General features: G+C 64.8%; 20 protein-coding genes, 1 pseudogene and 1 riboswitch. Of the genes and pseudogenes, 13 read left to right on the top strand and 8 right to left on the bottom strand.

The window, feature by feature from the left end; all coding sequences use genetic code 11:
- Positions 1-134: 134 nt before the first annotated feature.
- A complete protein-coding gene (locus tag AA0Z93_RS20580; RefSeq protein ID WP_413047146.1) occupies positions 135-2,105 on the top strand; it encodes a BCCT family transporter in 1,971 nt (656 codons plus the stop codon).
- Positions 2,106-2,367: 262 nt separating this feature from the next.
- Here AA0Z93_RS20580 and yghU read toward each other — a convergent pair whose 3' ends face one another.
- Positions 2,368-3,204 carry a glutathione-dependent disulfide-bond oxidoreductase gene (gene yghU / locus AA0Z93_RS20575; RefSeq protein ID WP_413047147.1) on the bottom strand — a complete coding sequence of 279 codons (837 nt, stop codon included), beginning with the start codon at positions 3,202-3,204 and terminating at the stop codon, positions 2,368-2,370.
- A 200-nt stretch (positions 3,205-3,404) separates the two neighbouring features.
- Between yghU and AA0Z93_RS20570 the strand changes: the two genes are divergently transcribed.
- Complete coding sequence (locus tag AA0Z93_RS20570; RefSeq protein ID WP_413047148.1) at positions 3,405-3,791, top strand: termination factor Rho; 387 nt, start codon at positions 3,405-3,407, stop codon at positions 3,789-3,791.
- A gap of 569 nt (positions 3,792-4,360) precedes the next feature.
- Here AA0Z93_RS20570 and AA0Z93_RS20565 read toward each other — a convergent pair.
- Positions 4,361-4,639: a hypothetical protein gene (locus AA0Z93_RS20565; protein ID WP_413368412.1), complete on the bottom strand. Its 279-nt coding sequence runs from the start codon at positions 4,637-4,639 to the stop codon at positions 4,361-4,363.
- 26 nt (positions 4,640-4,665) lie between these two features.
- Between AA0Z93_RS20565 and AA0Z93_RS20560 the strand changes: the two genes are divergently transcribed.
- The 4 genes and pseudogenes from AA0Z93_RS20560 (at position 4,666) to AA0Z93_RS20545 (ending at position 8,577) form a co-directional block, all read left to right on the top strand.
- Positions 4,666-6,447 carry an EAL domain-containing protein gene (locus AA0Z93_RS20560; RefSeq protein WP_413047149.1) on the top strand — a complete coding sequence of 594 codons (1,782 nt, stop codon included), beginning with the start codon at positions 4,666-4,668 and terminating at the stop codon, positions 6,445-6,447.
- A 42-nt stretch (positions 6,448-6,489) separates the two neighbouring features.
- Positions 6,490-7,266: pseudogene (locus AA0Z93_RS20555) on the top strand (PAS domain-containing protein); the annotation flags it as partial.
- A gap of 30 nt (positions 7,267-7,296) precedes the next feature.
- Entirely contained in the window at positions 7,297-7,803 is a 507-nt protein-coding gene (locus AA0Z93_RS20550) for a methyl-accepting chemotaxis protein (RefSeq protein ID WP_413398601.1), read from the top strand.
- Between the two features lie 150 nt (positions 7,804-7,953).
- Entirely contained in the window at positions 7,954-8,577 is a 624-nt protein-coding gene (locus AA0Z93_RS20545; RefSeq protein WP_413047150.1) for an SMI1/KNR4 family protein, read from the top strand.
- 8 nt (positions 8,578-8,585) lie between these two features.
- Here the strand turns inward: AA0Z93_RS20545 and AA0Z93_RS20540 are convergent, their stop codons facing one another.
- From AA0Z93_RS20540 to mntP, 3 genes are all read right to left on the bottom strand, one after another.
- Positions 8,586-9,236, bottom strand: coding sequence for a TIGR04211 family SH3 domain-containing protein (locus tag AA0Z93_RS20540; RefSeq protein WP_413047151.1), 651 nt, complete (start codon positions 9,234-9,236; stop codon positions 8,586-8,588).
- A gap of 168 nt (positions 9,237-9,404) precedes the next feature.
- Positions 9,405-10,778, bottom strand: coding sequence for a nucleotide 5'-monophosphate nucleosidase PpnN (gene ppnN, locus AA0Z93_RS20535; protein WP_413047152.1), 1,374 nt, complete (start codon positions 10,776-10,778; stop codon positions 9,405-9,407).
- A 132-nt stretch (positions 10,779-10,910) separates the two neighbouring features.
- Positions 10,911-11,477, bottom strand: a complete 567-nt coding sequence (gene mntP, locus AA0Z93_RS20530; RefSeq protein ID WP_413047153.1) for a manganese efflux pump MntP — start codon at positions 11,475-11,477, stop codon at positions 10,911-10,913.
- 8 nt (positions 11,478-11,485) lie between these two features.
- Positions 11,486-11,657, bottom strand: a riboswitch (yybP-ykoY riboswitch).
- 233 nt (positions 11,658-11,890) lie between these two features.
- Here mntP and tam point away from each other — a divergent pair.
- The 5 genes from tam to katG all read left to right on the top strand — a co-directional run bounded on the left by tam (position 11,891) and on the right by katG (position 18,649).
- Positions 11,891-12,667 carry a trans-aconitate 2-methyltransferase gene (gene tam, locus AA0Z93_RS20525; protein ID WP_413047154.1) on the top strand — a complete coding sequence of 259 codons (777 nt, stop codon included), beginning with the start codon at positions 11,891-11,893 and terminating at the stop codon, positions 12,665-12,667.
- 114 nt (positions 12,668-12,781) lie between these two features.
- Positions 12,782-13,492: a YebC/PmpR family DNA-binding transcriptional regulator gene (locus tag AA0Z93_RS20520; protein ID WP_413047155.1), complete on the top strand. Its 711-nt coding sequence runs from the start codon at positions 12,782-12,784 to the stop codon at positions 13,490-13,492.
- 192 nt (positions 13,493-13,684) lie between these two features.
- On the top strand, positions 13,685-14,629 hold the full coding sequence (locus AA0Z93_RS20515; RefSeq protein ID WP_413047156.1) for a LysR family transcriptional regulator: 945 nt from the start codon (positions 13,685-13,687) through the stop codon (positions 14,627-14,629).
- 83 nt (positions 14,630-14,712) lie between these two features.
- Positions 14,713-16,125, top strand: coding sequence for a DOPA decarboxylase (locus AA0Z93_RS20510; RefSeq protein WP_413047157.1), 1,413 nt, complete (start codon positions 14,713-14,715; stop codon positions 16,123-16,125).
- A gap of 265 nt (positions 16,126-16,390) precedes the next feature.
- Positions 16,391-18,649 carry a catalase/peroxidase HPI gene (gene katG / locus AA0Z93_RS20505; RefSeq protein WP_413047158.1) on the top strand — a complete coding sequence of 753 codons (2,259 nt, stop codon included), beginning with the start codon at positions 16,391-16,393 and terminating at the stop codon, positions 18,647-18,649.
- A gap of 321 nt (positions 18,650-18,970) precedes the next feature.
- On the opposite strand, the gene AA0Z93_RS20500 is transcribed toward katG, so the two are convergent.
- A complete protein-coding gene (locus AA0Z93_RS20500; protein WP_413047159.1) occupies positions 18,971-19,954 on the bottom strand; it encodes an SMI1/KNR4 family protein in 984 nt (327 codons plus the stop codon).
- Between the two features lie 278 nt (positions 19,955-20,232).
- On the opposite strand from AA0Z93_RS20500, the gene pssA reads away from it, so the two are divergent.
- Positions 20,233-21,558 (top strand): CDP-diacylglycerol--serine O-phosphatidyltransferase, encoded by a 1,326-nt coding sequence (gene pssA, locus AA0Z93_RS20495; protein WP_413047160.1) that lies wholly within the window; start codon positions 20,233-20,235, stop codon positions 21,556-21,558.
- Positions 21,559-21,577: 19 nt separating this feature from the next.
- Here the strand turns inward: pssA and AA0Z93_RS20490 are convergent, their stop codons facing one another.
- Complete coding sequence (locus tag AA0Z93_RS20490; RefSeq protein ID WP_413047161.1) at positions 21,578-22,522, bottom strand: LysR family transcriptional regulator; 945 nt, start codon at positions 22,520-22,522, stop codon at positions 21,578-21,580.
- 142 nt (positions 22,523-22,664) lie between these two features.
- On the opposite strand from AA0Z93_RS20490, the gene AA0Z93_RS20485 reads away from it, so the two are divergent.
- Positions 22,665-23,879, top strand: a complete 1,215-nt coding sequence (locus AA0Z93_RS20485; protein ID WP_413047162.1) for an acyl-CoA dehydrogenase — start codon at positions 22,665-22,667, stop codon at positions 23,877-23,879.
- Between the two features lie 36 nt (positions 23,880-23,915).
- On the opposite strand, the gene AA0Z93_RS20480 is transcribed toward AA0Z93_RS20485, so the two are convergent.
- The gene (locus AA0Z93_RS20480; RefSeq protein WP_413047163.1) at positions 23,916-26,876 is read right to left on the bottom strand and encodes a PAS domain S-box protein; all 2,961 of its coding nucleotides are present in this window, start codon (positions 26,874-26,876) and stop codon (positions 23,916-23,918) included.
- Positions 26,877-26,907 lie beyond the last annotated feature (31 nt).

Raw genomic sequence — 26,907 nt, 5'->3', positions numbered from 1 at the left:
TGTAGGGTGTCGCACGCTCGATCGTTTCGACGCCGATATCACGGTCGAGACGAACCCTGCCCGAGGAAAGGGGTCAGGAAAAAGCCGCATTCATAAAAGCGTCGTCAAAACGCCATAGCAGGAGCTGTCCCCGCATGCCGACAAAGTCTGACCCTGAACACAAATCCAGCATCAACCCTCCCGTCTTTTGGATATCAGCGCTATTGCTGCTCGTACTGGTGGTCTACGCCAGTGTCTTCCAAACCCACGCGCAAGCGCTGTTCGGCCATATCCAGGGCTGGATCATCAGCAACGTCAGCTGGTTCTACATCCTTGCGGTGGCGATCGTGCTCGGCACCGTGGTCTTTCTTGGGGTCAGCCGCTACGGCGACATCAAGCTGGGCCCCGACCACAGCACGCCCGACTACAGCAGTGCCACCTGGTTCGCCATGCTGTTCTCGGCCGGCATGGGCATCGGCCTGATGTTCTTCGGCGTCGCCGAACCGGTCATGCACTTCGCCAAGCCGCCCTTCGGCGACGGCGGTACGGTGCAGGCGGCGGGCGAAGCCATGCGCATCACCTTCTTCCACTGGGGCCTGCATGCCTGGGCGATCTACGCCATCGTGGCGCTGATCCTGGCCTACTTCAGTTTCCGCCACGGCTTGCCGCTGACCTTGCGTTCGGCGCTCTACCCGTTGATCGGCGAGCGCATCCATGGCCCCATCGGGCATGCCGTGGACATCTTCGCCATCATCGGCACAGTGCTGGGCGTCGCCACCTCGCTGGGCTTTGGCGTGTTGCAGATCAACACCGGCCTCAACGCGCTGTTCGGCGTCCCGGTGTCGATTCCGGTGCAGATCGCGTTGATCATCGGCACGACCCTTCTCGCCACTCTGTCGGTTGTGTCGGGCCTGGACAAAGGCGTTCGCCGACTGTCCGAGCTCAACCTGGGCCTGGCGGTGCTGTTGCTGCTGATGGTGATAGTCCTGGGGCCGACCGTGCTCATCCTGCAGACGTTCGTGCAGAACACCGGTGGCTACCTGAGCGAAATCGTCAGCCGCACCTTGAACCTCAACGCTTACCGGCCTACCGATTGGATCGGCGGCTGGACGCTCTTCTACTGGGGCTGGTGGTTGGCCTGGTCGCCTTTCGTAGGCCTGTTCATCGCACGCATTTCCCGCGGTCGCACCATCCGCGAATTCGTCACGGGCGTGTTGTTGGTGCCGACCGGGTTCACCCTGCTGTGGATGACCGTGTTCGGCAACACCGCCATCCACATGATCCTCGACCAGGGCTTCACCGACTTGGCCGAGGCGGTGAACCGCGACACGTCACTGGCCTTGTTCGCCTTCCTCGAACACTTTCCGTTCTCCGGCGTGATCAGCACTTTGGCCATCGTGATGGTGGTGGTGTTCTTCGTCACCTCGGCCGATTCCGGCGCCATGGTGGTCGATATGCTGGCCTCGGGCGGGCAGCAAAACACGCCGGTCCGCCAGCGCATCTTCTGGGCGTCGAGCATGGGCCTGGTGGCCATCGCGCTGTTGCTCGCCGACGGCCTGACGGCGTTGCAGACCGCCACCATCGCCAGCGCCTTGCCGTTCACCATCGCGTTGCTGTTCAGCATGCGCGGGTTGCTCAAGGCCCTGAAGCTCGATGCCACCAAGCGCGGGCTACGCCACCAGGCATTGGCGATTTCGCCGACCGCCTCGCGCGGGGCGAGCAATTGGCAACGTCGCTTGCGCACCTTGGCGATGTTCCCGCGGCGTTCCCATGTGTTGCGCTTCATCAGCGACGTCGGGCTGCCGGCGTGCCAGTCGGTCGCCGAAGAATGGCGCCGCCAAGGCTATGAGTGCCTAGTCGAGCAGGGCGAGGAGGGCGATGTGACGCTCAAGGTCGGGCCGAGCGAAGACACCTTCGTCTACCAGATCCGTCCGCAGGCCTATGCGATGCCCAGCTTCGTCACCAGCGACACCGATGGTGAAGAGCGCAAGTATTTCCGTGCCGAAGTGCATTTACGCGAAGGCGGTCAGGACCACGATGTGATGGGCTGGTCCAAGGACGAGGTGATCGGCGACATCCTCGATCACTACGAGCGGCATCTGCATTTCCTGCATCTGGTGGGGTGAGGTGAAAAAAGAGCTGCGAATGCGGCCAAAGTCGGCTGGTTGAGCGATTGGGGCCGCTTTGCGGCCCATCGCGGCTAAAGCCGCTCCTACAGATTGCGTTTTCTGTAGAAGCCGCCCCTACAGACTGCATCCTCTGTAGGAGCGGCTTCAGCCGCGATGGGCTGCAAGGCAGCCCCAACCAACACCCTTTCGGCACAACTGACAGGCATTACACCCTTTTCCGTACAGGACGTCGCCTGCATTGCGCATCCCTGGCAGTGGCTCAGTCCAGATCAGCCGCGCTGTGACGCTCTGGCACCTGGGTCCGCTCATCGCCCCAGGGGCGATTGACCCGCAGGCCACGTTGCACGGCCGGCCGCGCGGCGATTTTCTCGGCCCAGCTCAGCACATGCGGATACTCCTCGACGGCCAGAAATTCGGCCGCGTTGTACACCGTGCCCTTGACCAGTTGGCCATACCACGACCAGACCGCGATATCGGCGATGCTGTAGTCGTTGCCGCCCAGGTACGGACTTTCTTCCAGGCGTCGGTTGAGCACATCGAGCTGGCGCTTGGCTTCCATGGTGAAGCGGTTGATGGCGTATTCGATCTTCTCCGGCGCATACACGTAGAAGTGACCGAAACCGCCGCCCAGGTAGGGCGCCGCGCCCATCTGCCAGAACAGCCAGTTGAGCGTTTCGGTGCGCGCCATGGGCTCGGTGGGCAGCAGGGCGCCGAACTTTTCCGCCAGATACAGCAGAATCGAGCCGGACTCGAACACCCGCTGCGGCGGTTCGACACTGAGGTCGAGCAGAGCGGGAATCTTCGAGTTGGGGTTCACGTCGACGAAGCCGCTGGAGAACTGATCGCCTTCACCGATGCGGATCAGCCACGCATCGTATTCGGCGCCTGTGTGGCCCAGGGCAAGCAGCTCTTCGAGCAGGATGGTGACCTTGACGCCGTTGGGCGTCGCCAGCGAATACAGCTGCAATGGCTGTTTGCCGACCGGCAGTTCCTTGTCGTGGGTAGGGCCGGCGACCGGGCGATTGGTGCTGGCGAACTTGCCACCGGAGGCGGCGTCGTTGCGCCAGACCTTGGGGGGGACGTAGGCATTGCTCATGAAGGCTCCTCGCTATGGAAAAGATGATGCGTCCTGGAGTGGACCGGTGAGGGTGGGCGGGGTTCGAACGCGGTCGGCGAAGGCGTGTCCTGCCAGCGTGTCTGGCGCTGGCCAAGCCCCGCACCGCTGGTCCAATGCCAGGCACTCCTCGCGGGCTCGGCCATTCTACAGCTCGGACCCAACCCTCAGGAGCGAACCCCATGCCTCAAGGTGACAAAACCAAATATACCGCCAAGCAGAAACGCAAGGCCGAACACATCGAGCAGCAATACCAGAACGAGGGTCTGTCGGCCGAACAAGCACAGGCCCGGGCCTGGGCCACGGTCAACAAGCAATCGGGCGGCGGCGACAAGGCTGGCGGCTCGGGGCGCAAGACGTCCTGCAGCGCAAAGGCCACTGCACGTTCGGATTCGGCCAAATGCGGGGCCAAGTCCCGCGAAGGGCACGATCGTATGTCCAAGGCGTCGCTGGAATCACAGACCAAGGAGAGCTTGCTCAAGCAAGCGCGTACCCAGGACATCAAAGGACGGTCGAGCATGAGCAAGGCCGAGTTGATTGTCGCATTGCAGCATCACGCCAAGGGCTGATGTGTCCGAGGTAGGGCCCTGTGTGCAAAGCCAGGGTCCGAATGCCCACCAGCGTGTCGGAAGCTTGATGCGTTTCGAGTTCCAGCGCACATCGCGTGCCCGTTGGCGGATTTCGCTTCTCGACCGATCGGCCAATGCACGACAGCGCGCGATCGGTTGGCGGATCCAACGCCTCTTCATTGCGCCGGCTCAGCCTGGGCTCTGTACGCAAAGCCTTGATGGTTGGCCATGCTGCGTGCGCTGAAAGCAGTCGGGGGCGCGCCCTGGCTAGGCGCCCCCGGCTAGGCGCCCCCACCTATTTTCACAAGGTCGCCATCGGTTTTGCCTGGCCAACCTCTCAAGACTTTTCGTGCACACCTTAGGTGTTAATCCTTGGGTGTCATTAAAAATATACGACCCGGTATCGCCGTTCTCGTTGACTGAAGCATTTTGAAATTGCGGAGACAAAGCGGTTACAGATTTTTGTTGAACAGTCGATATCTGGATATATATGCAAGTGTCGTCGTTAATTGAAAATCATTCGGCCGTCATACTAATGGCGGCATTTATTCGGCGATGGTCAATTGCTTTTAATTTGCTGAACCTTCTGAGCGAGGTGGAACGATCGAGTAAGGCGCCTGTCTGCTTGATGGCTCATTGCCATGGATCGATACCTTCTTCACATATTCCAGGCGCTTGGGGCTTCGGTCGACTGTCGTTGGGTCGTCACGATCCTGTTGATTATCGGTGCGTTCAAGCTCTTTCTTAATCACCTTGAATGCTGCGATCGACCTGAACCGATCATTGAAAACATTAATGGCAAAATGATGGCGTTGTTTTCGATTTTTTGTGATGCTGCCTTTACGCAAACCGCGACCCATTCAACGAGGGTGCAATGAACGGCGTGCCCGTCCCTTTCAACGAACAACAGCGTCTGGCCAAGCTCGTCGGGTTGTGCGTCATGCACGACGACGCTCGCGGCGAGTTGCGGCCCCTGGTGGAGCTGGCCAGCGCTTATTTCAAGGCGCCCATCTGCCTGGTCTCGATCGTCAGCGAGCGCCAGCAGTGGTTCATGGCCAAAACCGGCCTGGCCGTCGACGGCACGGACCGCGACGTTTCGTTCTGCGCCCATACCATCCTGCACACGCAGCCGTTCGAGGTGGTCGATGCGCTGGTTGACCCGCGTTTCGCGACCAACCCGCTGGTAACCGGCGAGCCGGGCATCCGCTATTACTGCGGCATGCCACTGATGGTCGAGCAGGCGTTCGCCATCGGCAGCTTCTGCATCATCGACACCGCCGCGCGCCCTGCCATGAATGCCACCGACCGGGCCATGCTGGCGACCTTCGCCGAGTGCGCCCTGCGCATCATCGACGGTATCCGCCAGCGCAATTTCCTGGACCACCCCACTGGGCTGCTCAACCGCATCAAGCTCGAATGCGACGTCAGGGACCGCCTGGCGCGGCGCGAGCGTTTCAGCCTGATGGCCTTCGACGTGATCCAGGCGTCGACGCTCAATGAGGTGGTCAAGGCCCTGGGATACAACTTCGCCCATGACCTGACCTTGCAGATCAAGGAGCGCCTGGTGCACCAGGTCGGTCCCGACCTTCAGCTTTACCGCATCAGCCCCACACGTTTCGGCACGCTGGTGCCCGCCCAGTACGACGTCGAGGCCCTGGCTGCGCGCATGGTCGAAACGTTGCAAGCACCCATCGAGTGCCACGGCATCCCGGTGCCCTTGGAGGTGGGGGTAGGCGTTGGTCACATCGGTGAAGGCGATGGCGACGGTGCCGACCTTGAGTGGTTGCGCCGCGTAGTGGCCGCCGCCGATGCCGCGCGGCGCAATCCCATGCGCTATGCCGGCTACCAACCGGAAGCCGACGCGGCGCAAAGGCGTGCCTTCATCCTGTTGTCGTCGTTGAGTACGGCGCTGCTCGGCCACGATCAGTTGCAGTTGTACCTGCAGCCGCGCATCGATCTGCTCAGCGGTACCTGTTGCTCCGCCGAGGCGTTGTTGCGCTGGCAGCACCCCGAGCTTGGTGCCATTTCGCCGGCCGAGTTCATTCCTCTGGTCGAGAAAACCGCCTTGATGCCATTGCTCAGCCATTGGGTGATGAACGAGGTGTTCGCGATCCTGCTGCGCACACGCGGGCAGGATTTCAGCGTGAGCATGAACGTCAGCGCCGGCGACCTGGAAAGCCCCGCCTTCATGGACGCGTTGCTGGCGGGCCTCGAACGTCACGGTCTGAGCAGCACGCGGGTGCAGTTGGAGTTCACCGAAAGCCTGTTGGTGGAGCACCTCGAAATGGTCCAGCGGCAACTGACGCGGGCGCGCGCGGCCAACATCGATATCGCCATCGACGATTTCGGCACCGGCTACAGCAATTGGGCCTACCTCAGCCGCATCCCGGCTTCGGTGGTCAAGCTCGACCGTTCGCTGATCCAGCAGTCGGCGGCCTGCTCGCGCGAACGCATCCTGGTCAGAACCATCGTCGAGCTGTCCATCGAACTGGGATACCGCGTGACCGCCGAGGGCGTCGAAACGCTCGAACAGTTGTCACATGTGCGCGCGCTGGGTTGTCACGAGGCGCAAGGTTTTCTGATCGCCCGACCCATGCCCAGCATTGCTTTCGAAGCATGGTTGCGCGCGGCAGGTACGGAGCAGGCGCTTGCCTGAACCCACCGCCACCTTCCTTTCCCTCCACAGTAGGTCTTGATCATGTTCAACCGGCACCTGAAAGCCACGTTGGCCGAGCGCGAAGCCGAACTTGCGCGCGCCGTGCAGTTGCTGAGCCTGATGGATCAGGCCGGTATCGTCGTGAGGCTGGATGCCGACAACCGTGTCATCGAATGCAACGCCGCCTTCACCCAGGCTTTAGGCTATGCCGATGCGCAGATTCTCGGCCAGAAGCTGTCGCAGCTGGTGCCTGGCTACGTGTCCAAGCTGCCGTGCTTCCAGGCCTATGCCAAGGCCGTCGCGGCGGGCGTTCCGGTGCGCGACGACTATCGCTTCCTGCGTGCCAACGGCAGCCTGGCGTGGTTGCGCTTGACCTGGCACCCGATGCGCGATGCGCAGGGGGCGCTGCAGCAGATCGTTGGCTATGGGTGCGATGTGTCTGGCGAAGTCAGCCTGGCGCGGGAGAACCAGGCGCTACTGGACGCGCTGCTGCGTTCGACCGCCGCTATCCAGTTCGACTTGAACGGCACCGTGTTGGGCGCCAACGAACAGTTCCTCGGTGCCATGGGCTATACGCTCAACCAAGTGCTGGGCCAGCACCATCGCCTGTTCTGCGATCCCGAATACGCCGCCAGCCCGGCCTACACTGAATTCTGGCGCACGCTCAACGCCGGGCAGTACGTCAGTGGACGTTTCAAGCGCCTGGACAGCCGCGGTCGCGAGGTCTGGCTGGAAGCCAGCTACAACCCGGTCAACGACGCCGAGGGCAACCTGGTGCGGGTGGTCAAGTTCGCTTCGGTCGTAACCGACCAGGTGCAGCGCGAGAACGAGGTCAAGCAAGCGGCGCAGATGGCGCTCGAAGTCTCCACGAGCACCGACCTGAGCGCCAGCGAAGGCGCGTCGGTGGTGGACCAGGCGGTATCGACCATGCAGAGCGTGTCGCAGCAGATGCAGTCGGCCGCCGTCACCATCGAGGCGCTGGGCAAGCAGTCGGTGGTGATCAGCTCGATCGTGCAGACCATCGGTGGCATCGCTTCGCAAACCAACCTGCTGGCGCTCAACGCCGCCATCGAGGCGGCGCGCGCCGGCGACCAGGGCCGCGGTTTCGCCGTGGTGGCCGATGAGGTGCGGCAGCTGGCGGCGCGTACCAGCAAGGCCACCGAAGAGATCGTGGGCGTGGTCGCGCAGAACCAGACCCTGGCCAGCCAAGCCATCGTGGAGATCGAGAGCAGCCAGAGCAGCGCTGCGCTCGGTTTGTCGTTCGCCTCCCAGGCCGGCACTTCGATCAGCGACATCAAAGCGGGGGCCAGGCGTGTGGTGCAGGCGATCAGCCAGGTGAACCAGGATCTGTCTTGAGGCACGGGCTACAATGCGGCCTCGAGGCGAGCAAGCGCGGCGATCGAGACCCTGGGGTTCGATCGCCCGGCCTGCATCGAGCGACGACATCCCCGCCTGAGCTGGCAGCGCTCAGGCGCCCCCGACCTACAAAGCGTACCGGAGCGATCCATGACCCAATACCGCGGACTCTTGCTGGAAGACACCAACCCGCCGGCCAGCGAAGAAGCCGTTGCCGCGCTGGAGGCACAGCTGGGCGCACGCTTGCCCGACGACTACCGCGCGTTCTTGCGCAGCGTCAACGGCGCCGAGCTCGACTACGATGTGGTCGCGACCCTGGCCAACGGCGAGCGGGAAGTGCTGGGCTTCACGCTGTACGGCCTCGATGCGCACAGCGAGTGGGGCGCCAACCCGTTCGAGTTGGCGCGGATGCGCGAAACAGAAGATTTTCCAGCGAGTGGGTTGTTGCCCATCGGCCGCGACGGTGGCGCCAGCGTACTGCTGCTGGATCTGCGCGATGGCCGTCAGCAGGTGGCAGCCATGGTCGCTGGGTTACCGGCCTGGACCGGGCGGCGCCAACAGGGCGACGAGTACGTGGTGCTGGCCGAGTCCTTCGACGCCTACCTGGCGCTGCTGCACCTGTCGGACGCGACCGTGGCCAGCCATATCGAGCGCTTCATCGTCACCCCCGACAGCATCGCCGCCACCCTCGAGTGGTTCGACAGTGGCAGCCCGGGGTGGCGCGAACGCTTCCGCGGGCAGTGGAACGCGCGCATCGCAGATGCGCCGATCTAGCGGTCGAATCAGAACCAGCGGTCATTGCGTTTGCGGCCGCGGGTCAGGGCCGGCAGGATCAGACCGGCCAGAAGCCCGGCGCCGGCGATGCTGCCGCCATAGACCATGTAGCGCATCATCACTTGCTTGTTTTCATCGCCCAGGCGCGCCTGGGCGTCTCTGAGGGCCGACTGGCTTTCGTCGAGCTGCTCGCTGAGGGTGGTGTTGCGCGCTTGCAGCTCATCGACCAGGGATTTGCGCGAGTCCAGGGTCTCCTGCATGCCTTGCACGCGGTTCTTCCAGCTGTCATCGATAGTCTTGAGCTGACCCGACAGCTCGTTGACCTGGGCCTCGAGCTGCGGAACACGCTCGACCGGTGCGGGGACGTTCTGCAGGTCGCTGCTGAGGATCCACACCTGGTCACCGTTTTCACCACGGATCTGGCTGTAATTGCCCTGCGTGGTCAGCAGCGTGACTTTTTGTCCGGATTTGAGGTTGCCGACGATGCGATGACCGTCCGTAGGGCCGCTGCGCACGTAGGTGCTCAGGCTGTCGCTGACCCAACGGGCATCGTTGGCCTGGGTCTCGGCGTGGGCCGGCGCGGCAAGCGCGGCCAGGGCGGCGAACAGGCTGCCGCGCAGGACGGCGAGGGCGGGGAGGGCGAGGCGGGAATCAGACATATCGATCTTCGCTGGAACGGGACGAATGAAGGCCCCAAGCAGCGGGCCGTGATTCGGTCGGGTGGGTTGACCGTCAGCCAAAGACCATTTTTATAGCGGCAGGTTCACCGATGGGGGTAGGAAAAGACGGCGGATGTCGGAGCGACCAAGCGGCCGCTCCGACGCTGTTCAGCTCACCACTTGGTAGCACGGTACATAGGCAGCGCCGCCCGGCAGCTTCATCCGGTGCTGGTCGACGAAGGCCTGCAGCAGTTTGCCCAGCGGGTCCATCACTGCACTGTCACCGTGGATCTGGTACGGCCCGTGTCGCTCGATCAGGCGGATGCCGTTGTCCTTGACGTTGCCCGCGACGATCCCGGAAAACGCCCGGCGCAGGTTGGCGGCCAGCTGGTGCGGCGGCAGGTCGCGGCGCAGGCTGAGGTTGGCCATGTTCTCGTGGGTGGGATCGAACGGGTGCTGGAAGCCCTCGTCGATTTTCAGCAACCAGTTGAAATGGAAGGCGTCGTTACGCTCGCGGCGGAACTGTTTGACCGCTTTGAGCCCTTCGACCATGTGCCGGGCCACGGCAGCCGGGTCGTCGATGATGATCTGGTAGTGCCGTTGCGCCTGCTCGCCCAGGGTGGCGCCGACGAAGGCGTGCAGCTGCATCAGGAAGGCTTCGGCGCTGCGCGGGCCGGTGAGCACGACCGGGAAGGGCAGCGAGGCGTTGTCCGGGTGCATGAGGATGCCCAGCAGGTAGAGGAACTCTTCTGCCGTGCCGGCGCCGCCAGGGAAGATGATGATGCCGTGGCCCACGCGCACGAAGGCTTCCAGGCGTTTTTCGATGTCGGGCAGGATCACCAGTTCGTTGACGATCGGGTTGGGCGCTTCGGCGGCGATGATGCCCGGCTCGGTCAGGCCCAGGTAGCGGCTGCCGGCCATGCGCTGTTTGGCGTGGGCGATGGTCGCGCCCTTCATCGGGCCCTTCATCACGCCAGGGCCGCAGCCGGTGCAGATGTCGAGTTTGCGCAGGCCCAGTTCGTGGCCGACTTTCTTGGTGTACTGGTATTCCTCGCTGCTGATCGAATGGCCGCCCCAGCACACCACCATCTTCGGCTCCACGCCGGGGCGCAGGGTGCGGGCGTTGCGCAGAAGGTGGAAGACGTAATCGGTGATGCCCTGGGAGCTTTCCAGGTCGATCCGCTGGCTGGCCAGCTCGCTTTCGGTATAGACGATGTCGCGCAGGGCGCTGAACAGCATTTCGCGGGTGCTGGCGATCATTTCGCCGTCGACGAAGGCGTCGGCCGGCGCGTTCAGCAGTTCCAGGCGCACGCCGCGGTCTTGCTGGTGAATGCGTACTTCGAAGTCTTGGTAGGCCTCGAGAATGGTCTTGGCGTTATCGACGTGGGCACCGGTGTTGAGGATGGCCAGGGCGCACTGGCGGAACAGGGTGTAGAGGGTGCCGGAACCGGCTTCGCTGAGTTGCTGAACTTCACGTTGCGACAGCGTCTCCAGGCTGCCTTTGGGGCTGACGGAGGCGTTGATGACGTTGCGTGTGGGCATTGGGTCTTTCCTGTGCAGGTAGAACATCCTTCTCTGTCGCCACCATACCGACAAATCCGGGCGGCAACGAGGGGGCAGGCGAAAAGCCTGGGGCGCCCGGTCCAGACACCCCTGACCGGGCGCATCGGTGCGTCACTGCGCCGACAGGTGCTCGTAGAGGATAGTCGCGCCGATCAGCATCAGCACCACGCCACCGAGGATTTCCGCACGCTTGCCCACCAGGGTGCCGAGCACCCGGCCGAGCATCACCCCAAGGGTGACCATGACCAGCGTCGCACAGCCGATGGCAGCGGCCGCTACCAGGATGTTGACATCGATGAAGGCCAGGCCGATGCCCACGGCCAGCGCGTCGATGCTGGTGGCGAAGGCGGTCAGGGCGAGCATGGCGAAACCGTGCTGGGCGGGTTTTTCTGCTTCGTCGTGGTCGGCCTGCAGGCCGTTGTGGATCATGTGCAGACCGAGCAGCAGCAGGAGGGTGAAGGCGATCCAGTGGTCCCAGGCTTGCACGTAACCGCTGGCGGCCTGACCGATGGCCCAGCCGATCAGAGGCGTGAGGCCTTCGATGACGCCGAAGATCAAACCGGTGCGCAGGGCTTCGCTCAGGCGCGGACGGTGCAGGGTGGCGCCTTTGCCGATGGCCGCCGCGAAGGCGTCGGTGGACATGGCCAGGGCCAGGAAGAAGAGGGAAATGGGATTCACGGTCGGTAATCCGGTCGGGCTATGAGTCAACGACGCGACCACACGCCCGACCTTAGGCATGGATGCGTCGTTGGTCTCGCCAATCCGAAGATGTCCACGCCACGGCCGCTGCCGAGAATGTTGACGTGAACGCGCTGTGCCCAAGGCCGCCAGCGCAGGCTACTCCCCAACGAGGGCGGGCATTATGCCCGTTGGTTCCGATAAACGGAATGCTTGTTTCGCAAGGTTCGTCCTCGCGCTCGATTCGCGATCGGCCGCTGCGCGTGCCGGCAGGTCAACGCGTATCGGTTCAGCTACCGGCACACTGACCGCGCGCCCACAGGGCCCGAGGGTGGCCCCACCCACAGACGGTCCGGCTGGCAATCGCGATCAGCTGCCTTATGCTGTTGCCCATCCCCTCCAAGGAGTCGCCCATGTCCTGGTCCGCCAGCCAATACGTCCGTTTCGAAGACCAACGCACGCGCCCGGTGCGCGATCTGCTCGCGGCCGTGGCGCCGCGCCCCGTGCGCCATGCCACGGATCTCGGCTGCGGGCCGGGCAACTCCACCGAGGTGCTGCTGCAGCGCTGCCCCGACAGCCAGGTGACCGCCCTGGACAGCGACCGGGACATGCTCGACCAGGCCCGTCAGCGTCCACGCCTGAACGTGCCGCGGGTGCATCTCGAGCAGGCCGACATCGCCCAGTGGAGCGCCCCGCAGCCGCAAGATCTGATTCTGGCCAACGCATCCTTGCAGTGGGTGCCCGCACACCACACGCTCTACCCGCACCTGGTCGCGCAACTCAGTGAAGGTGGCAGCCTGGCCGTGCAAACGCCCGACAACCTCGACGAACCCGCGCACCGCCGGCTGCGCGAAGTCGCCGGCAGCGGCGAATGGGCCGCTATGTTCGCCGACTTCAGCCTGCCGCCGCGCCACGCCGCGCCGTTCTACTTCGAGTTGCTGGCGCCGCTGTGCGAGCAGGTCGACGTCTGGTGCACCACCTACCACCACCCCCTGGCCGGCGGTGTCGATGCGGTGGTCGAGTGGTTCAAGGGCTCGGCGTTGCGGCCTTATCTGGCGCGCCTCGACCCGGCCGGGCAGACGGCGTTCCTGGCCCAGTACCGCGAGGCCCTGTGCGCCGACTACCCGGGCGCCGACGACGCCCAGGTGCTGTTGGCCTTTCCGAGGCTGTTCGTGGTTGCCACGCGCTAAAGCGCGCAGCCGTGGGGTGCGCAGAGTTGTCGAGACCTGGCCGAGGGCGTATAAACTGCACCCCACCTTGGCCGGTCGCTTCCTGAATCGGCCAGCGAAATCTAGAGAGTCGTCATGGGCGCACAGTGGAAAGCCAAACATAAAGAAGCCGCGGCCAACGCCAAAGGCAAGGTCATGGGCAAATTGGCCAAGGAGATTCAGATCGCCGCCAAGTCGGGTGCCGATCCGGACATGAACCCGCGCCTGCGCCTGGCCGTGGAACAGGCCAAGAAGGCCTCGATGACCCGCGAGACCTTGGAACGCGCCATCCGTAAAGGTGCAGGCCTGGACGGCGACACCGTGCAATACACCGCCGTCACCTACGAAGGCTTCGCGCCGCACCAAGTGCCGCTGATCGTCGAATGCCTGACCGACAACGTCAACCGTACCGTCGCCGAAATCCGCGTGGCCTTCCGCAAGGGCCAGCTGGGCGCCAGCGGCTCGGTATCGTGGGACTTCAACCACGTCGGCCTGATCGAAGCCACTCCGCAAGGCGATGCCGACCCGGAAATGGCCGCCATCGAAGCCGGCGCGCAGGATTTCGAAGAAGGCGAAGAGCCGGGTTCGACCCTGTTCATCACCGACACCGGCGATCTGGGCGCTGTGCAGAAAACCCTGCCCGAGCACGGCTTCACCGTCACCTCGGCCAAGATCGGCTACACCCCGAAGAACCCGATCAGCGCCGCCAGCCTCAGCGCCGAGGCCCTGGCCGAAGTGGAAGCCTTCCTCGAAGCCATCGACCATCACGACGACGTGCAGAACGTCTACGTCGGCCTCACCGAGTGACCGAACGCGCCGGGGCCCGCTCGTGGCTCCGGCAACCCGAACCGCAATAGACGCGGTTGGCGCTCGCCCGCAGCCTAGCGGCCTCTGGCAGTATCGAGCGCTTTTCAACGCCCAAACGCTGCGCAGCCTGCCACGGTCGCTGTCAGCCTGGCAGGCGATCTGCAAGCTTCTTACACCGTTTAGGCCCCGCCCATGAACGCCGCGTTCGCCGCCCTGAGCCTCGCCCACCTGCGCACCCTCGACTGCATCTTGCAGCTGAAGAACCTCAGCCACGCTGCCCAGCGCCTGGGTTGCAGCCAATCGGCGTTGAGCCGGCAATTGGCGCACCTGCGCCAAGCCTTCGACGACCCGCTGTTGGTACGCCAAGGCCGCGGCTACGTGCTCAGCGAGCAGGCCGAACAGTTGCGCGCGCCTCTGCAGGCCGTGCTGCATTCGCTCAGCGCCTTGCCACGACCGGCCACCTTCGACCCCGCACGCTGCACCCGGCGCTTTTGCCTGGCCGCCTCGGACTACGTGGCCGAGCACATGCTGCCGTTGCTGGTCGCCGCCCTGGCGCAGGAAGCGCCAGGCGTGTCCTTGGGTTTTCGCACCTGGCAGGCGGGCGATTACCCCTTGCTGGCCAACGGTGAGATAGACCTGGCCACTACGCTGTTCGACGACTCGCCGCCCAACCTGCATGGCCGGGTATTGGGCGAGGACCGCGTGGTCTGCCTGATGCACCAGGACCATCCTCTGGCCGCTGCCGATCGTTTGAACCAGGCCGATTACCTGGCCTACGGCCACGTGCGCATCTGCGCCGGTGGCGACAAGGACAGCTTCGTCGACCGCCACCTGCGCGAGCAGGGCCTGCAGCGCCGCATCGCCCTGGATGTGCCGTTCTTCACCGCTACCGTGCAGGTGCTGGCCAGCACCCATTACCTGGCCACCTTGCCCGAACACATCGCGCGTCAGTTGTGCCTGCGCCACCCCTTGACCTGGCGGGCACTGGATTTCGTCGAGCACACGCAACGCTACTGGGTGGTGTGGCACCAACGTTGGCAGGGCTCCCCCGAACACCGCTGGTTGCGCGAACGGGTCTTTGCGTTGTGGTGCGAATCGCAGTTCAGCGTGCAGGGCAGCTCACCGCTTTCGCCATAGCAGCTATGCGCCCGGCGCGGTACCCGGTGCAGTGCTCCGAGCCTACACTGGCGCCTCGTTCACTGTGCCCAGGAGCCCGCCGCATGACCCCCGAACAGTTTCGCCAGTACGGCCACCAGCTCATCGACCTGATCGCCGACTACCGCCAGAGCGTGGCCGAACGGCCGGTCATGGCCCAAGTCGAGCCCGGCTACCTGAAAGCCGCGCTGCCCCAAGCCGCCCCACGGCAGGGCGAGCCTTTCGAGGCCATGCTCGAAGACGTCCAGCGCCTGCTGATGCCGGGTCTGTCCCATTGGCAGCACCCGCAGTTCTACGGCTATTTCCCGTCCAACGGCACGTTGTCGTCGGTGCTGGGCGACTTTCTCAGCACAGGCCTGGGCGTGCTCGGTCTGTCGTGGCAATCCAGCCCGGCACTCAGTGAACTGGAAGAAACCACGCTCGATTGGCTGCGCCAGGCGCTGGGCCTGTCAGGGCAGTGGAGCGGGGTGATTCAGGACACGGCATCGACCAGCACCCTAGTGGCCCTGATCTGCGCCCGCGAACGCACCAGCGGCTATGCCTTGACAGCAGGCGGCCTGCAAGCCCAGGCCAAGCCGCTGATCGTCTACGTCAGCGCCCAGGCCCACAGCTCGGTGGACAAAGCCGCGCTGCTGGCAGGTTTTGGCCGTGACAACATTCGCCTGATACCTACCGATGCCCATTACGCCTTGCGCCCTGAGGCCTTGCAGGCGGCCATCGACAAGGACCTGGCCGACGGCCTGCAACCTTGCGCCGTCGTCGCCACCACCGGTACCACGGCCACCACCGCCCTCGACCCACTGGAGGCCATCGGCACCATCGCCCAGGCCCACGGGCTGTGGCTGCACGTCGACGCCGCCATGGCCGGCTCGGCGATGATTCTGCCGGAATGCCGTTGGATGTGGCAGGGCATCGAGCGTGCCGACTCGCTGGTGGTCAACGCGCACAAGTGGCTGGGCGTAGCCTTCGACTGCTCGCTGTACTACGTGCGCGACCCGCAGCACCTGATCCGGGTGATGAGCACCAACCCCAGCTATCTGCAATCGAGCGTCGACGCTCAGGTGAAGAACCTGCGCGACTGGGGCATTCCGCTGGGTCGCCGGTTCCGCGCCTTGAAGCTGTGGTTCATGTTGCGCAGCGAAGGCCTGGACGCTTTGCAGCAGCGGCTGAGGCGCGATCTGGACAACGCCCGTTGGCTGGCGGCCCAGGTCGACGCCGAAGCGGATTGGCAGCTGCTGGCGCCCGTGCATTTGCAGACGCTGTGCCTGCGCCATTGCCCGGCAGGGCTCGATGGCAATGCGCTGCAAGCCCACACGCAAGCGTGGGCCGCGCGGCTCAATGCCAGTGGTTTGGCCTATGTGACGCCGGCGCAGTTGCAAGGGCAGTGGATGGTGCGCGTTTCCATCGGCGCGTTGCCTACCGAGCGCGCTCATGTGCAAGCGCTGTGGGATGCGCTGCGCGAGGTGGTCAGAGGCTGAACCCTTGCCTAATGCGGCGAAAGGCCCGTCCGGTCGCCAGAGCGCGGTAGCAGGCTATCGATCCGCTAGAGCGGGTCTATTAGAACTGTCCTGAGGCTCGTCTACGCTGTTTCGAGGGGTTGCCCGACTTGGTCGGGCGCCGCTTCGGGTCGCCAGCGCCCGGCGACCCTGCCGACCCCACACCAGATCGCGCACTTTTGACGCGGCCGACCTCATCCGACGTAACGCGCAACCGCGAACAGACCCGAGCCGTAGGGAGATAGCCATGTCCACCGAATCGAAATGCCCGTTCCACCACACCGCCGGCAGCGGCACCAGCAACCGCGACTGGTGGCCCGACCAGCTGAACCTCGCCGTGCTGCACCAGCACTCGGCGCAATCCAACCCGTTGCAGCCCGACTTCGACTATGCCAGCGCCTTTCGCCAACTGGATTTTCAGGCGCTCAAGGCTGACCTGCATGCCCTGATGACCGACTCCCAGCCCTGGTGGCCTGCCGACTTCGGCCACTACGGCCCGCTGTTCGTGCGTATGGCCTGGCACAGCGCCGGCACCTACCGCATCGCCGACGGGCGCGGCGGCGCCGGCTCGGGCCAGCAGCGTTTCGCGCCGCTCAACAGCTGGCCCGACAACGTCAGCCTCGACAAGGCCCGGCGCCTGCTCTGGCCGATCAAGCAGAAGTATGGGCAAAGCATCTCCTGGGCCGACCTGATCGTGTTGACCGGTAACGTCGCGTTGGAGTCGATGGGCTTCAAGACCTTCGGCTTTTCCGGTGGCCGGCCTGACGTGTGGGAACCCGATCAGGACGTGTACTGGGGCTCGGAAAAAGTCTGGCTTGGTGGCGATACCCGCTATGGCAAGGCGCAAACCCCTGGCCAGGGCGACCTGGTGGCCGAACCCGACAAGCACGGCGAAGAACAGAGCCGCGACCTGAGCCACGACCGCAACCTGGAAAACCCCTTGGCCGCGGTGCAGATGGGCCTGATCTACGTCAACCCGGAAGGCCCGGACGGTCACCCCGATCCGGTCGCCTCCGGCCGTGACATCCGCGAAACCTTCGGCCGCATGGCCATGAACGACGAAGAAACCGTGGCCCTGATCGCCGGTGGCCACGCCTTCGGCAAGACCCACGGTGCCGCGCCAGCCGACAACGTCGGCGCCGAGCCGGAAGCGGCCGGTCTGGAGGCCCAGGGCCTGGGCTGGCACAACCGCTACCGCAGCGGTGTCGGCCCCGACGCCATCACCAGCGGCCTGGAAGTCACCTGGACCTCCACCCCGACGCGCTGGAGCAACGAATACCTGGAAAACCTCTTCAACTTCGAGTGGGAACTGTTCAAGAGCCCAGCCGGTGCGCACCAGTGGCGGCCCACCCAGGGGCAGGGTGCAGGGCAGGTGCCGGACGCTTTCGATGCCGGCAAACGCCACGCGCCGTCGATGCTCACCTCCGATCTGGCGCTGCGTTTCGACCCGATCTACGAGCCCATCGCGCGCCGCTTCAAAGAGCACCCGGAACAGTTGGCCGACGCCTTCGCCCGCGCCTGGTACAAGTTGATCCACCGCGACATGGGCCCGCTGTCGCGCTACCTCGGGCCGGAGCTGCCGCAGGAAGAGCTGCTCTGGCAAGACCCGCTGCCCGAAGCGCCGACGCCGTTGTCCAGCGCAGACGTCGAGGCGCTCAAACGGCGCCTGCTCACGTCCGGCTTGAGCGTGAGCGAACTGGTGACCACTGCCTGGGCCTCGGCGTCGACCTTCCGTGGCTCGGACAAGCGCGGTGGGGCCAACGGTGCGCGCATTCGTCTGGCGCCGCAGAAAGACTGGGCGGTGAACCAGCCCGAGCAGTTGCGCAAGGTACTGGACGTGCTGGAACAGGTGCAGGCGCAATGCAAGGCCGAGGGTCGGGACGTTTCCCTGGCCGACCTCATCGTGCTGGGCGGCACTGCCGCCGTGGAGCAGGCGGCCAAGGCGGGCGGGCATCCCTTGCAGGTGGCGTTCCACGGCGGCCGCAGCGATGCGTCGCAGGAACAGACCGACGTCGAATCGTTCGCGGTGATGGAGCCGCTGCATGACGGTTTCCGTAATTTCACCAAGGCGCGTTACAGCGTCGGCGCCGAGCGTCTGCTGCTCGACCGCGCACAATTGCTGACCCTGACCGCGCCGGAGCTGACCGTGTTGATCGGTGGTCTGCGGGTGTTGGGCGCGAACCATGATGGCAATGCCCAGGGCGTGTTCACCGACCGGGTCGGGGTGCTCAGCAACGACTTCTTCCGCCACTTGCTCGACATGGGCGTGGAGTGGAAGCCGACCTCTTCGCACAACGATGCCTTCGAAGGGCGCGACCGCAACACCGGACAGGCGCGCTGGACCGGCAGCCGGGTCGATCTGGTGTTCGGCTCACACGCGCAGTTGCGGGCGTTGGCCGAGGTGTATGGCAGCAGCGACGGCGAGGCCCGGTTCGTGCAGGACTTCGCGGCGGCGTGGGTGAAAGTGATGGAGCTGGATCGCTTCGATCTGCACCGCGAGGTATAGCCAACAGGCCCTGATGCGCAACATGCCAGCCGGCCAAGCCGCAGCAGGGCTACTTGGGGCTGCTTTGCAGTCTATCGCGGCTGAAGCCGCTCCTACATGACGCATATTCTGTAGGGGCGGCTTCAGCCGCGATGGGCCGCGACGCGGCCCTGATCCAGGCAAACGTGTTCATCCTGTGGGCAACAGATTGAGGCCATTGGGCCGCTAAGCGACCCCGATTGCTTAACGGGCCGGTACCAACCTGATGCGTGCTTCTTTTTCGGAAGCGTCTTCAAGCATTCCAGCTTGAACGCGAGCGGAGGGTTGCAGGCCGGGGCGCTGTCATCGCCCAACGTCCTCGATCGCATGCTGTAGCTGTTCGATCATCTGCGCGATGTGCGCCTCGCTGAGGACGAAACCCTGATCGGTCTCGACCAACGCTCCAGCCGCCACACGTGCCTCGAACCAATCCTGCACAAAGCCTGGCGCATAGCCTCCGGTGCTGAACCCTTTGCCCCCGAACGCGACCATCCCCGAATAGACGTCGAGGTACTGCTGTCGGCGCTCCACCCGATGGCGGTGCTGATACACCCAGAACTGCACGTCGTACAGCAGGTAGGACAACGGGTCGGCGTGCAGGGCGAAGCAGCGTTTCTCTTCGAGTATTCGCAGGCTGACCGCACGCACGGCCTCGCCGATGCGCGGAAACGGCGCGAAGTCCGTTAGCAAGGGCGCGAGCATCTGCGAAAACTCGCCTTCTGTGACCCGATACCGTTCGTCCTCGAATATTTCCTCGGAATTGTCGTATACCTCTTCGTTGACCAGCCCGCGCACGAACGTCTCGAAGTCCTTGGCCAGCACGGTGATCTGGTAGTCGCCTTCCTGGTCGACGTGCACCACCTGGGGTTCGCCTTCCGGGCCACAGGCACGGTAGTCGAGGGCGACCATGTCGTGCCCGGCGCTCGGCGTGTCGCAGATGTACACACCGATGTCCGGATAGCCCCACTCCTCGATCATGAAGCGGCTGCCGAACTCGCCGCACAGCGAGTACAGCTTCTGCCGCCCGATGCTCAGGAAACCGCTGATGGCGGCGTGGTCCCCGGCCCACGAGGTCGATTCTTCAGTGGGGAAGCAGGTGTCGTGCGGCAGGCCGCCGTTGTGCCTGCGCATGAACGCGATATAGGACGCCGGCAAACGGTAGCCCAGTTCGGCTTCGACTTCTGCGACGCAGGCATCGCTGGGCGGGACGTCGGTGTATTCCTTGCGGGCGTAGTCGCAATCGTCCCAGAAGGTGTCCAGGTCGAGGTCGTGGGGAAAGCCGCTCATGCCAAGGCCACCTGCGCGAGAAAGGGCCGAGGGTCGGTGACGGGTGCGGTGCTGTTCATGGTTGCGTCCTTTGTGCGAACGATGATCGTGTTGGCCCGTCAGACTCACGGGCAATCGGGAAGTTCGTCGTTCAAGGCGTGCATTGCAAGCAATGCGGGTCGAAGCGGAGTCACCGGCATTTAGTTTGGGCCATCCACGCTCCAGGCCCTACACTGGCACCCATCCATCGACTACCGCAGCAGCGCGTCAGCCGCTGCCAGCCAGGAGGTTGCCTTTTCGTGACGTTCGATTCCCCGCTCGCCCGCCTGCCCGGCATCGCCATCGCCCCCGACGCCATCGAAGTCCTGGCGGACGCCGCCAGCTACCGCCGCGCCCTGTTCGACCTGATCCAAGGCGCAACCCGGCGCATCGTCCTGGTCGCGCTGTATCTGCAAGAAGACGAAGCCGGTCAGGAAGTGCTCGATGCGCTGTACCGGGCCAAGGCTGCGCGACCCGAACTGGACATCACCGTGGTCGTCGACCTGTTCCGCGCCCAGCGCGGCTTGCTCGGCGCCGGCAAGCAGCCCGGCAACGCGGCCTGGTACCAGGCCCAGCGTCGCTTGCAGGGTCTGGACGTGGCGATCCATGGAGTACCGGTGCAAACCCGCGAGCTGTTCGGCGTGCTGCACCTCAAAGGCAGCGTGATCGACGACTGCGTGCTCTATACCGGCGCCAGCTTCAATAACGTCTACCTGCATCGCTTCGATCGCTACCGCCTGGACCGTTACCACCTGCTGCGCAGCCCTGCGCTGGCCGACAGCATGGCGCAGGTGGTGCGCCAGATCGTCGACGGTGACGCCACGCCACGCCTCGACCAGCCCGATGTGCCCGACAGCCGCAGCCTGCGCGGCAAGATCCGGCGTCTGCGCGAGCGCATGCGGCAGTTGCAGTACCCGATCGCCTCGCCCGCGAGCGAAGGGCTGCGCGTCGTTCCGCTGCTCGGCATCGGCCGCGGCAACAGCCTCAACCACACGCTCTGTGCCCTAGTCCGCGCCGCCCGTGGCGAACTGGTGGTCTGCACGCCGTACTTCAACCCGCCGCGCATGCTGATGCGCGAGATCCGTCTGGCGCTCGCCCGTGGTGTGCAAGTCGAGCTGATCGTCGGCCACCGCACCGCCAACGATTTCTATGTCGCGCCCGAAGAGCCTTTCAGCGCCAGTGCTGCGCTGCCTTATCTCTATGAAGACAACCTGCGCGCGTTCGCGCGCCGTCAGCAGCGCGCGTTGGCCAGTGGCCAACTGCACATACGCATGTGGAACGATCCGGGCCACACCTTCCACGCCAAAGGCCTGTGGGTGGACCAGCGCTACAGCCTGTTGACCGGCAACAACTTCAACCCGCGCGGCTTCAACCTCGACCTGGAAAACGCCTTGCTCATCGACGACCCCGACGGCGAGTGGCTGGCGCCGCGGCAGGCCGAACTCGAGGGCATCCGCCGGCATACCGAACGGGTCGGCCACGCCAGCGACCTGGGCGAGAAGGGCGACCATCCGAAGAAAGTCCGCACCTTGCTGCGCCGCCTGCGCTATACCCGCCTGGAGCCGCTGATCAAGCGGATGCTGTAGACGCGCCGGGCTCTAGCGCTCAGAGCGCCTGGCGCTGGCCGTCCGGCCCTGGCGGCGCCTCGTCCTGCGCCGCCACCCGTTGGCACAGCTCGATGATCTGCTCACGCATCCAACGGTTGGCCGGGTCCTGGTCGGTGCTTTCGTGCCAGTACAGGTGGGTCTCCAGCGGTGCCACGTCGATCGGCAAGGGCAGGTAGCGCAGTTGGTGGCGACGGGCGAAGCGTTCCGGCACGGTCATCACCAGGTCGGACTGTTGCAGGACCTGGCAGGCCATCAGGTAATGCTGCGAGCGCAGGACCACCTTGCGCTGCACGCCCATGCGGCCCAGCGCGAGGTCTACGTAGCCCAGACCGTTACGCCGGCTGGAGATATGGATGTGCGCCATGCTCAAGTAGCCGTCGAGGGTCAGACGGGTGTCGGCCAGTGGATGGCCCTGGCGCAGGGCGCAGACGAAGCGGTCTTGCAACAGCTTGACGTGGCGCACCTGGGGGTCGGTATTGAGCGGTGCGTCCACGGCGAAATCCAGGCGGCCGGCGGCCAGTTCCTTGGTGGTTTCGCGACGCTTGCTGGGAAAGCTGTCGATCGTCACCCCAGGCGCCAACCGGCGCAGGCGCTGGAACAGGGGCGGCAGGATCACCGCCTCGATCAGGTCGGTCATGCTGATGCGGAAGGTCTTGCTCGCTTCCGAGGGATTGAACAGCCGGCTTTCCTGCACCGACACCCGCAGCAACGTCAGCGCGTTGCGCACCGGACCGATGATGTTCTGTGCCATGGGCGTGGGCACCATGCCCTGTGCGGTGCGTACGAACAGCGGATCGTTGAAGGTTTCGCGCAGGCGCGACAGGGCGTTGGACACCGCCGGCTGGGTGATGCCGACGATCTGCCCGGCGCGGGTCAGGTTGGCTTCGGTGTAGATCGCATCGAAAACGATGAACAGGTTGAGGTCGACCTTGCTAAGGCTCATGTGCGCTGCTCGCTGACGGACATTACGCCCGATCGTATAACGCTTATGAATGTCAATACACGTAAAAAATACACTGGATGGATTGGCCGCCCCTGGCCTAGGCTCTGCGCTCACACCCGCCGATCATCAGGAAAGCGCGCCCATGGATTTTGCCTACACGCCCAAGGTGCAAGCCCTGCGCGAACGCGTCACCGCCTTCATGGACGAGCATGTCTATCCCGCCGAAGCGGTGTTCGCCCGGCAAGTCGCCGAAGGCGATCGCTGGCAGCCCACCGCCATCGTCGAAACCCTCAAGCGCCAGGCGCAGGACGCCGGTCTGTGGAACCTCTTCCTGCCCGAATCGGCGCTGGGCGCCGGGCTGAGCAACCTCGAATATGCGCCGTTGGCCGAGATCATGGGCCGGTCGTTGCTTGGCCCCGAACCCTTCAACTGTTCGGCGCCGGACACCGGCAACATGGAAGTGCTGGTGCGCTATGGCACGGCCGAGCAAAAGCGCCGCTGGCTCGAACCCTTGCTCAGGGGCGAGATCCGGTCGGCCTTCGCCATGACCGAACCGGACGTGGCATCCTCCGACGCCACCAACATGGCCGCTACCGCCATGCGCCAGGGCGAGCACTGGGTCATCAACGGACGCAAGTGGTGGACCTCCGGCGCCTGCGACCCGCGCTGCAAGGTGCTGATCTTCATGGGCCTGAGCGATCCCCAGGCACCGCGCCATCGCCAGCACTCGATGATCCTCGTGCCCACCGACACGCCGGGACTGAAGATCGTGCGGCCCTTGCCGGTATTCGGCTACGACGATGCCCCCCATGGCCACGCCGAAGTGACCTTCGACGACGTGCGCGTGCCGTTGGCGAACGTCATCCTCGGCCCCGGTCGCGGCTTCGAGATCGCCCAGGGGCGGTTAGGCCCTGGGCGCATCCACCATTGCATGCGCTCGGTGGGCATGGCCGAGCGCGCCCTGGAGCTGATGTGCCGCCGCGCCACCCGCCGTCACGCTTTCGGTAAACCGCTGGCGCAGTTGGGCGGCAACCTCGACAAGATCGCCGAGTCGCGCATGCAGATCGAAATGGCCCGGCTGTTGACGCTCAAGGCCGCGCACATGATGGACAGCGTCGGCAACAAGGTCGCGCGCAGCGAAATCGCCCAGATCAAGGTGGTGGCGCCCAATGTGGCGTTGCAGGTGATCGACCGCGCCATCCAGTTGCACGGCGGGGCAGGGGTCAGCGACGATTTTCCCTTGGCCTACATGTACGCCATGCAGCGCACCCTGCGCCTGGCCGATGGGCCCGACGAAGTACACCGCGCAGCCATCGCCAAGTATGAATTGAGCCGGTACGAACCTGTTCGGTCGTGAAGGGAGGCCCGCTCGCCGATCAGGCGAGCAGGCCTGTCACATCTCCATCAACTCCCTGACCCGCGCCACCAGCGCTTCCACCGCGAACGGCTTGGTCAGAATCAACATGCCCGGCTCCAACTGTCCGTTGCCGATCGCCGCGCTTTCGGCATAGCCGGTGATGAACAGGGTCTTGAGGTGCGGGCGCAGCACCCGCCCGGCATCGGCCAGTTGCCGGCCATTCAGCCCGCCGGGCAGACCGACGTCGGTGACCAGCAGGTCGATGGCCGTGTTCGAACGCAATACCGTCAGCCCCGCGACGCTGTCGGCCGCATCGATCACGGTATAGCCCAGGTCGTTGAGCACATCGTCGAGCAACAGGCGCACGGTCGGCTCGTCGTCGACGATCAACACGGTCTTGCCCGCCTGGTTGCGCAGCGCGCTGGTGGCGCTCGGCTCGCTGCGCTGTTCGACGGTGTCGCCCTGCGCACGCGGCAGGTAGATGGTCACCGTGGTGCCCTTGCCCAGCTCCGAGAAGATCCGCGCCTGGCCGCCGGACTGTTTGGCGAAGCCATAGATCATCGACAGTCCCAGCCCGGTGCCCTGGCCGATCGGCTTGGTGGTGAAGAACGGATCGAAGGCCTTGGCCAGCACCTCAGGCGGCATTCCCGTGCCGGTGTCGGTAACGCTGAGCGACAGGTACTGCCCCGTAGGCACGTCGAGCAGCTTGGCCGCGTCCACGCCGATCCAGCGGTTGGCCGTCTCGATGATGATGCGCCCCCCCTCGGGCATGGCATCGCGGGCATTGATGCACAGGTTGAGCAGGGCGTTTTCCAGCTGGCTGGCATCGGCGCGGGCCCGCCATTTGCCGCCGACCGAGAACGTTTCGATGACGATGCTCGGGCCGACGCTGCGCTGGATCAGGTCGCTGAGCCCTTCGATCAGCTTGACCACGTCGATCGGCTGCGGGTCGAGGGTCTGGCGCCGCGAGAAGGCCAGCAAACGGTGGGTCAGGCCGGCCGCGCGCTTGGCCGCGCCCTGGGCGGCGGTCATGTATTTGTCGATGTCGTTCAGGCGGTTCTGCGACAGGCGCAGTTTCATCAGCTCCAGCGAACCGGAAATGCCGGCCAGCAGGTTGTTGAAGTCATGGGCCAAGCCGCCGGTGAGCTGGCCGACCGCTTCCATCTTCTGCGACTGGCGCAGCTTCTCTTCGGATTGCACCAGCTCCAGGGTGCGCTCGGCCACCCGCTGTTCCAAGGTCTCGGTAAGGTGGCGCAGCGCATTCAGGGCATGGTCGCGCTGCTCACGGACGGCGCGGCGTTCGCCGACGTCGATCAGCACGCCGGGGAAGTCCATGGGCGTGCCGTCGGCGGCATGGTCGACGCGGCCGTTGGCTTCGATCCAGTAGTAATTGCCGTCGACGCGCTTGACCCGGTACTGATGCGCATAGGCGCCGCCGCGTTGGCAGGCCTCGTCGATGGCGGCGATCAGCCCGTTGCGGTCTTCGGGGTGCACGGTGGCGACCACCTGCTCCAGGCTCAGGCCCACCCGACCAAGGGCCGGGTCCAGGCCAAAGGAGGTAGCGAAGGCTTCGTCCACCGTGAAACGGTCATGCACCAGGTCCCAGTGCCAGGTACCGATGATGGCCCCGGCTGCCAGAGCCAGTTGCACACGCTCGACATTCTCCCGCGCCAGTTGCTCGCTGACGCGCAGACGGTCCTCAGCGTTGCGTCGTTCGGTGACGTCGTTGAAGAAGATGCCGATCTGCCGCTCCTCTGGATCGCCGACGCGCACCGCGCGCACGTCGAACCAGCGGGAAAACGACTCGGCGTAGTTTTCGAACTGCGTCGATTCGCCGGTCTTGGCCACGTGCCCGTAGGTCTGGAACCAGAAGGGCTCGAGATCGGGTGCGTATTCGGTCACCCACTTGCCTTGCAGGTTCACCCCCGACTGGCGCTCGAACGCTGGATTGACCTCGAGGAAGCGGTAGTCGATCGGCTGGTCGTCTTCATCGAACTTCACTTCTACGATGGCAAAGGCGGTTTCGATGATTTCGAGCATGGTGCGAAAGCGCTCTTCGCTCTTGCGCAGCGCAGCTTCGGCCGAACGCATGCGGGTCAAGTCGAGCATGGCACCGATCATGCGCACGGCGTGGCCGTCGAGATCGCGGCTGACATAGCCGCGGTCGAGCACTTCGGCGTAGGAGCCGTCGGCCCTCTGGAAGCGATAGCCATCGCTCCAGGTAGTGCCGACCCCGTCGATCACCGCACGTATCGAGGTGTACACGCGGTCGCGGTCTTCCGGATGGATGTGCGCGACCCACCACTGGTAGCCCATCTGGCCGTGGTCGAGGCTATGGCCGTAGGCTTCGTTGAGCGCGTCGTTCCATTGCACCTGGCCGCTGGCCATGTCCCAGTCCCAGATGGCATCGTTGGTGGCCTTGGCCACCAAGCGGTGGCGCTCCTGGGCCTCGACGATGCTGCGCCCGGCCAGGTGCTCATGGGTGCGGTCGCGCAGGATCTTCATGAAACCCAGGTGCTCGCCGCGCTCGCCATGCAGCGGCATCAGCTCGCCCGACGCCCAGAAGCGCGTGCCGTCCTGGCGTACGTGCCAGCGCTCGTCGGACACCCGGCCGTCGCGCAGGGCCAGGCGCATTTCTTCGAAGGGACGGCCGATGGCGCAGTCTTCGTCGGTGAAGAAGCGCTCGATGCTTTCGCCGCACATCTGTTCGGCGCTCCAACCCATAATGTGGGTCGCGCCGGTGTTCCAGTCGGTGACCAGGCCATGGTGGTCGCTGAGCACGATGGCGAAGTCCACGGCGCTTTCGAACACCGCCCAGTGCCGCGCGGCCGTGCGTGCGCGCCGCGCCTGTTCGGCGATGGCTGCGTCGGTGGTGGGGCCGGTGGGATCAGGCTCGATTCCGGCGGCTTCGAGTAGTCCGCGCAAGCGCAGGACTTCGGCGTGCAGGCGCTGTTCGGAATCGCACGCAATGGGGGGCGATGGGTGATGGGCGGTCATGGTCTCAGGTCACGCTGGCAGCGGAGAGGGT

Source organism: Pseudomonas phoenicis, from assembly GCF_047302395.1.
GTDB lineage: Bacteria > Pseudomonadota > Gammaproteobacteria > Pseudomonadales > Pseudomonadaceae > Aquipseudomonas.
The sequence above is the reverse complement of the archived record's forward strand: the minus strand, read 5'-3'. Positions and strand labels throughout refer to the sequence as shown.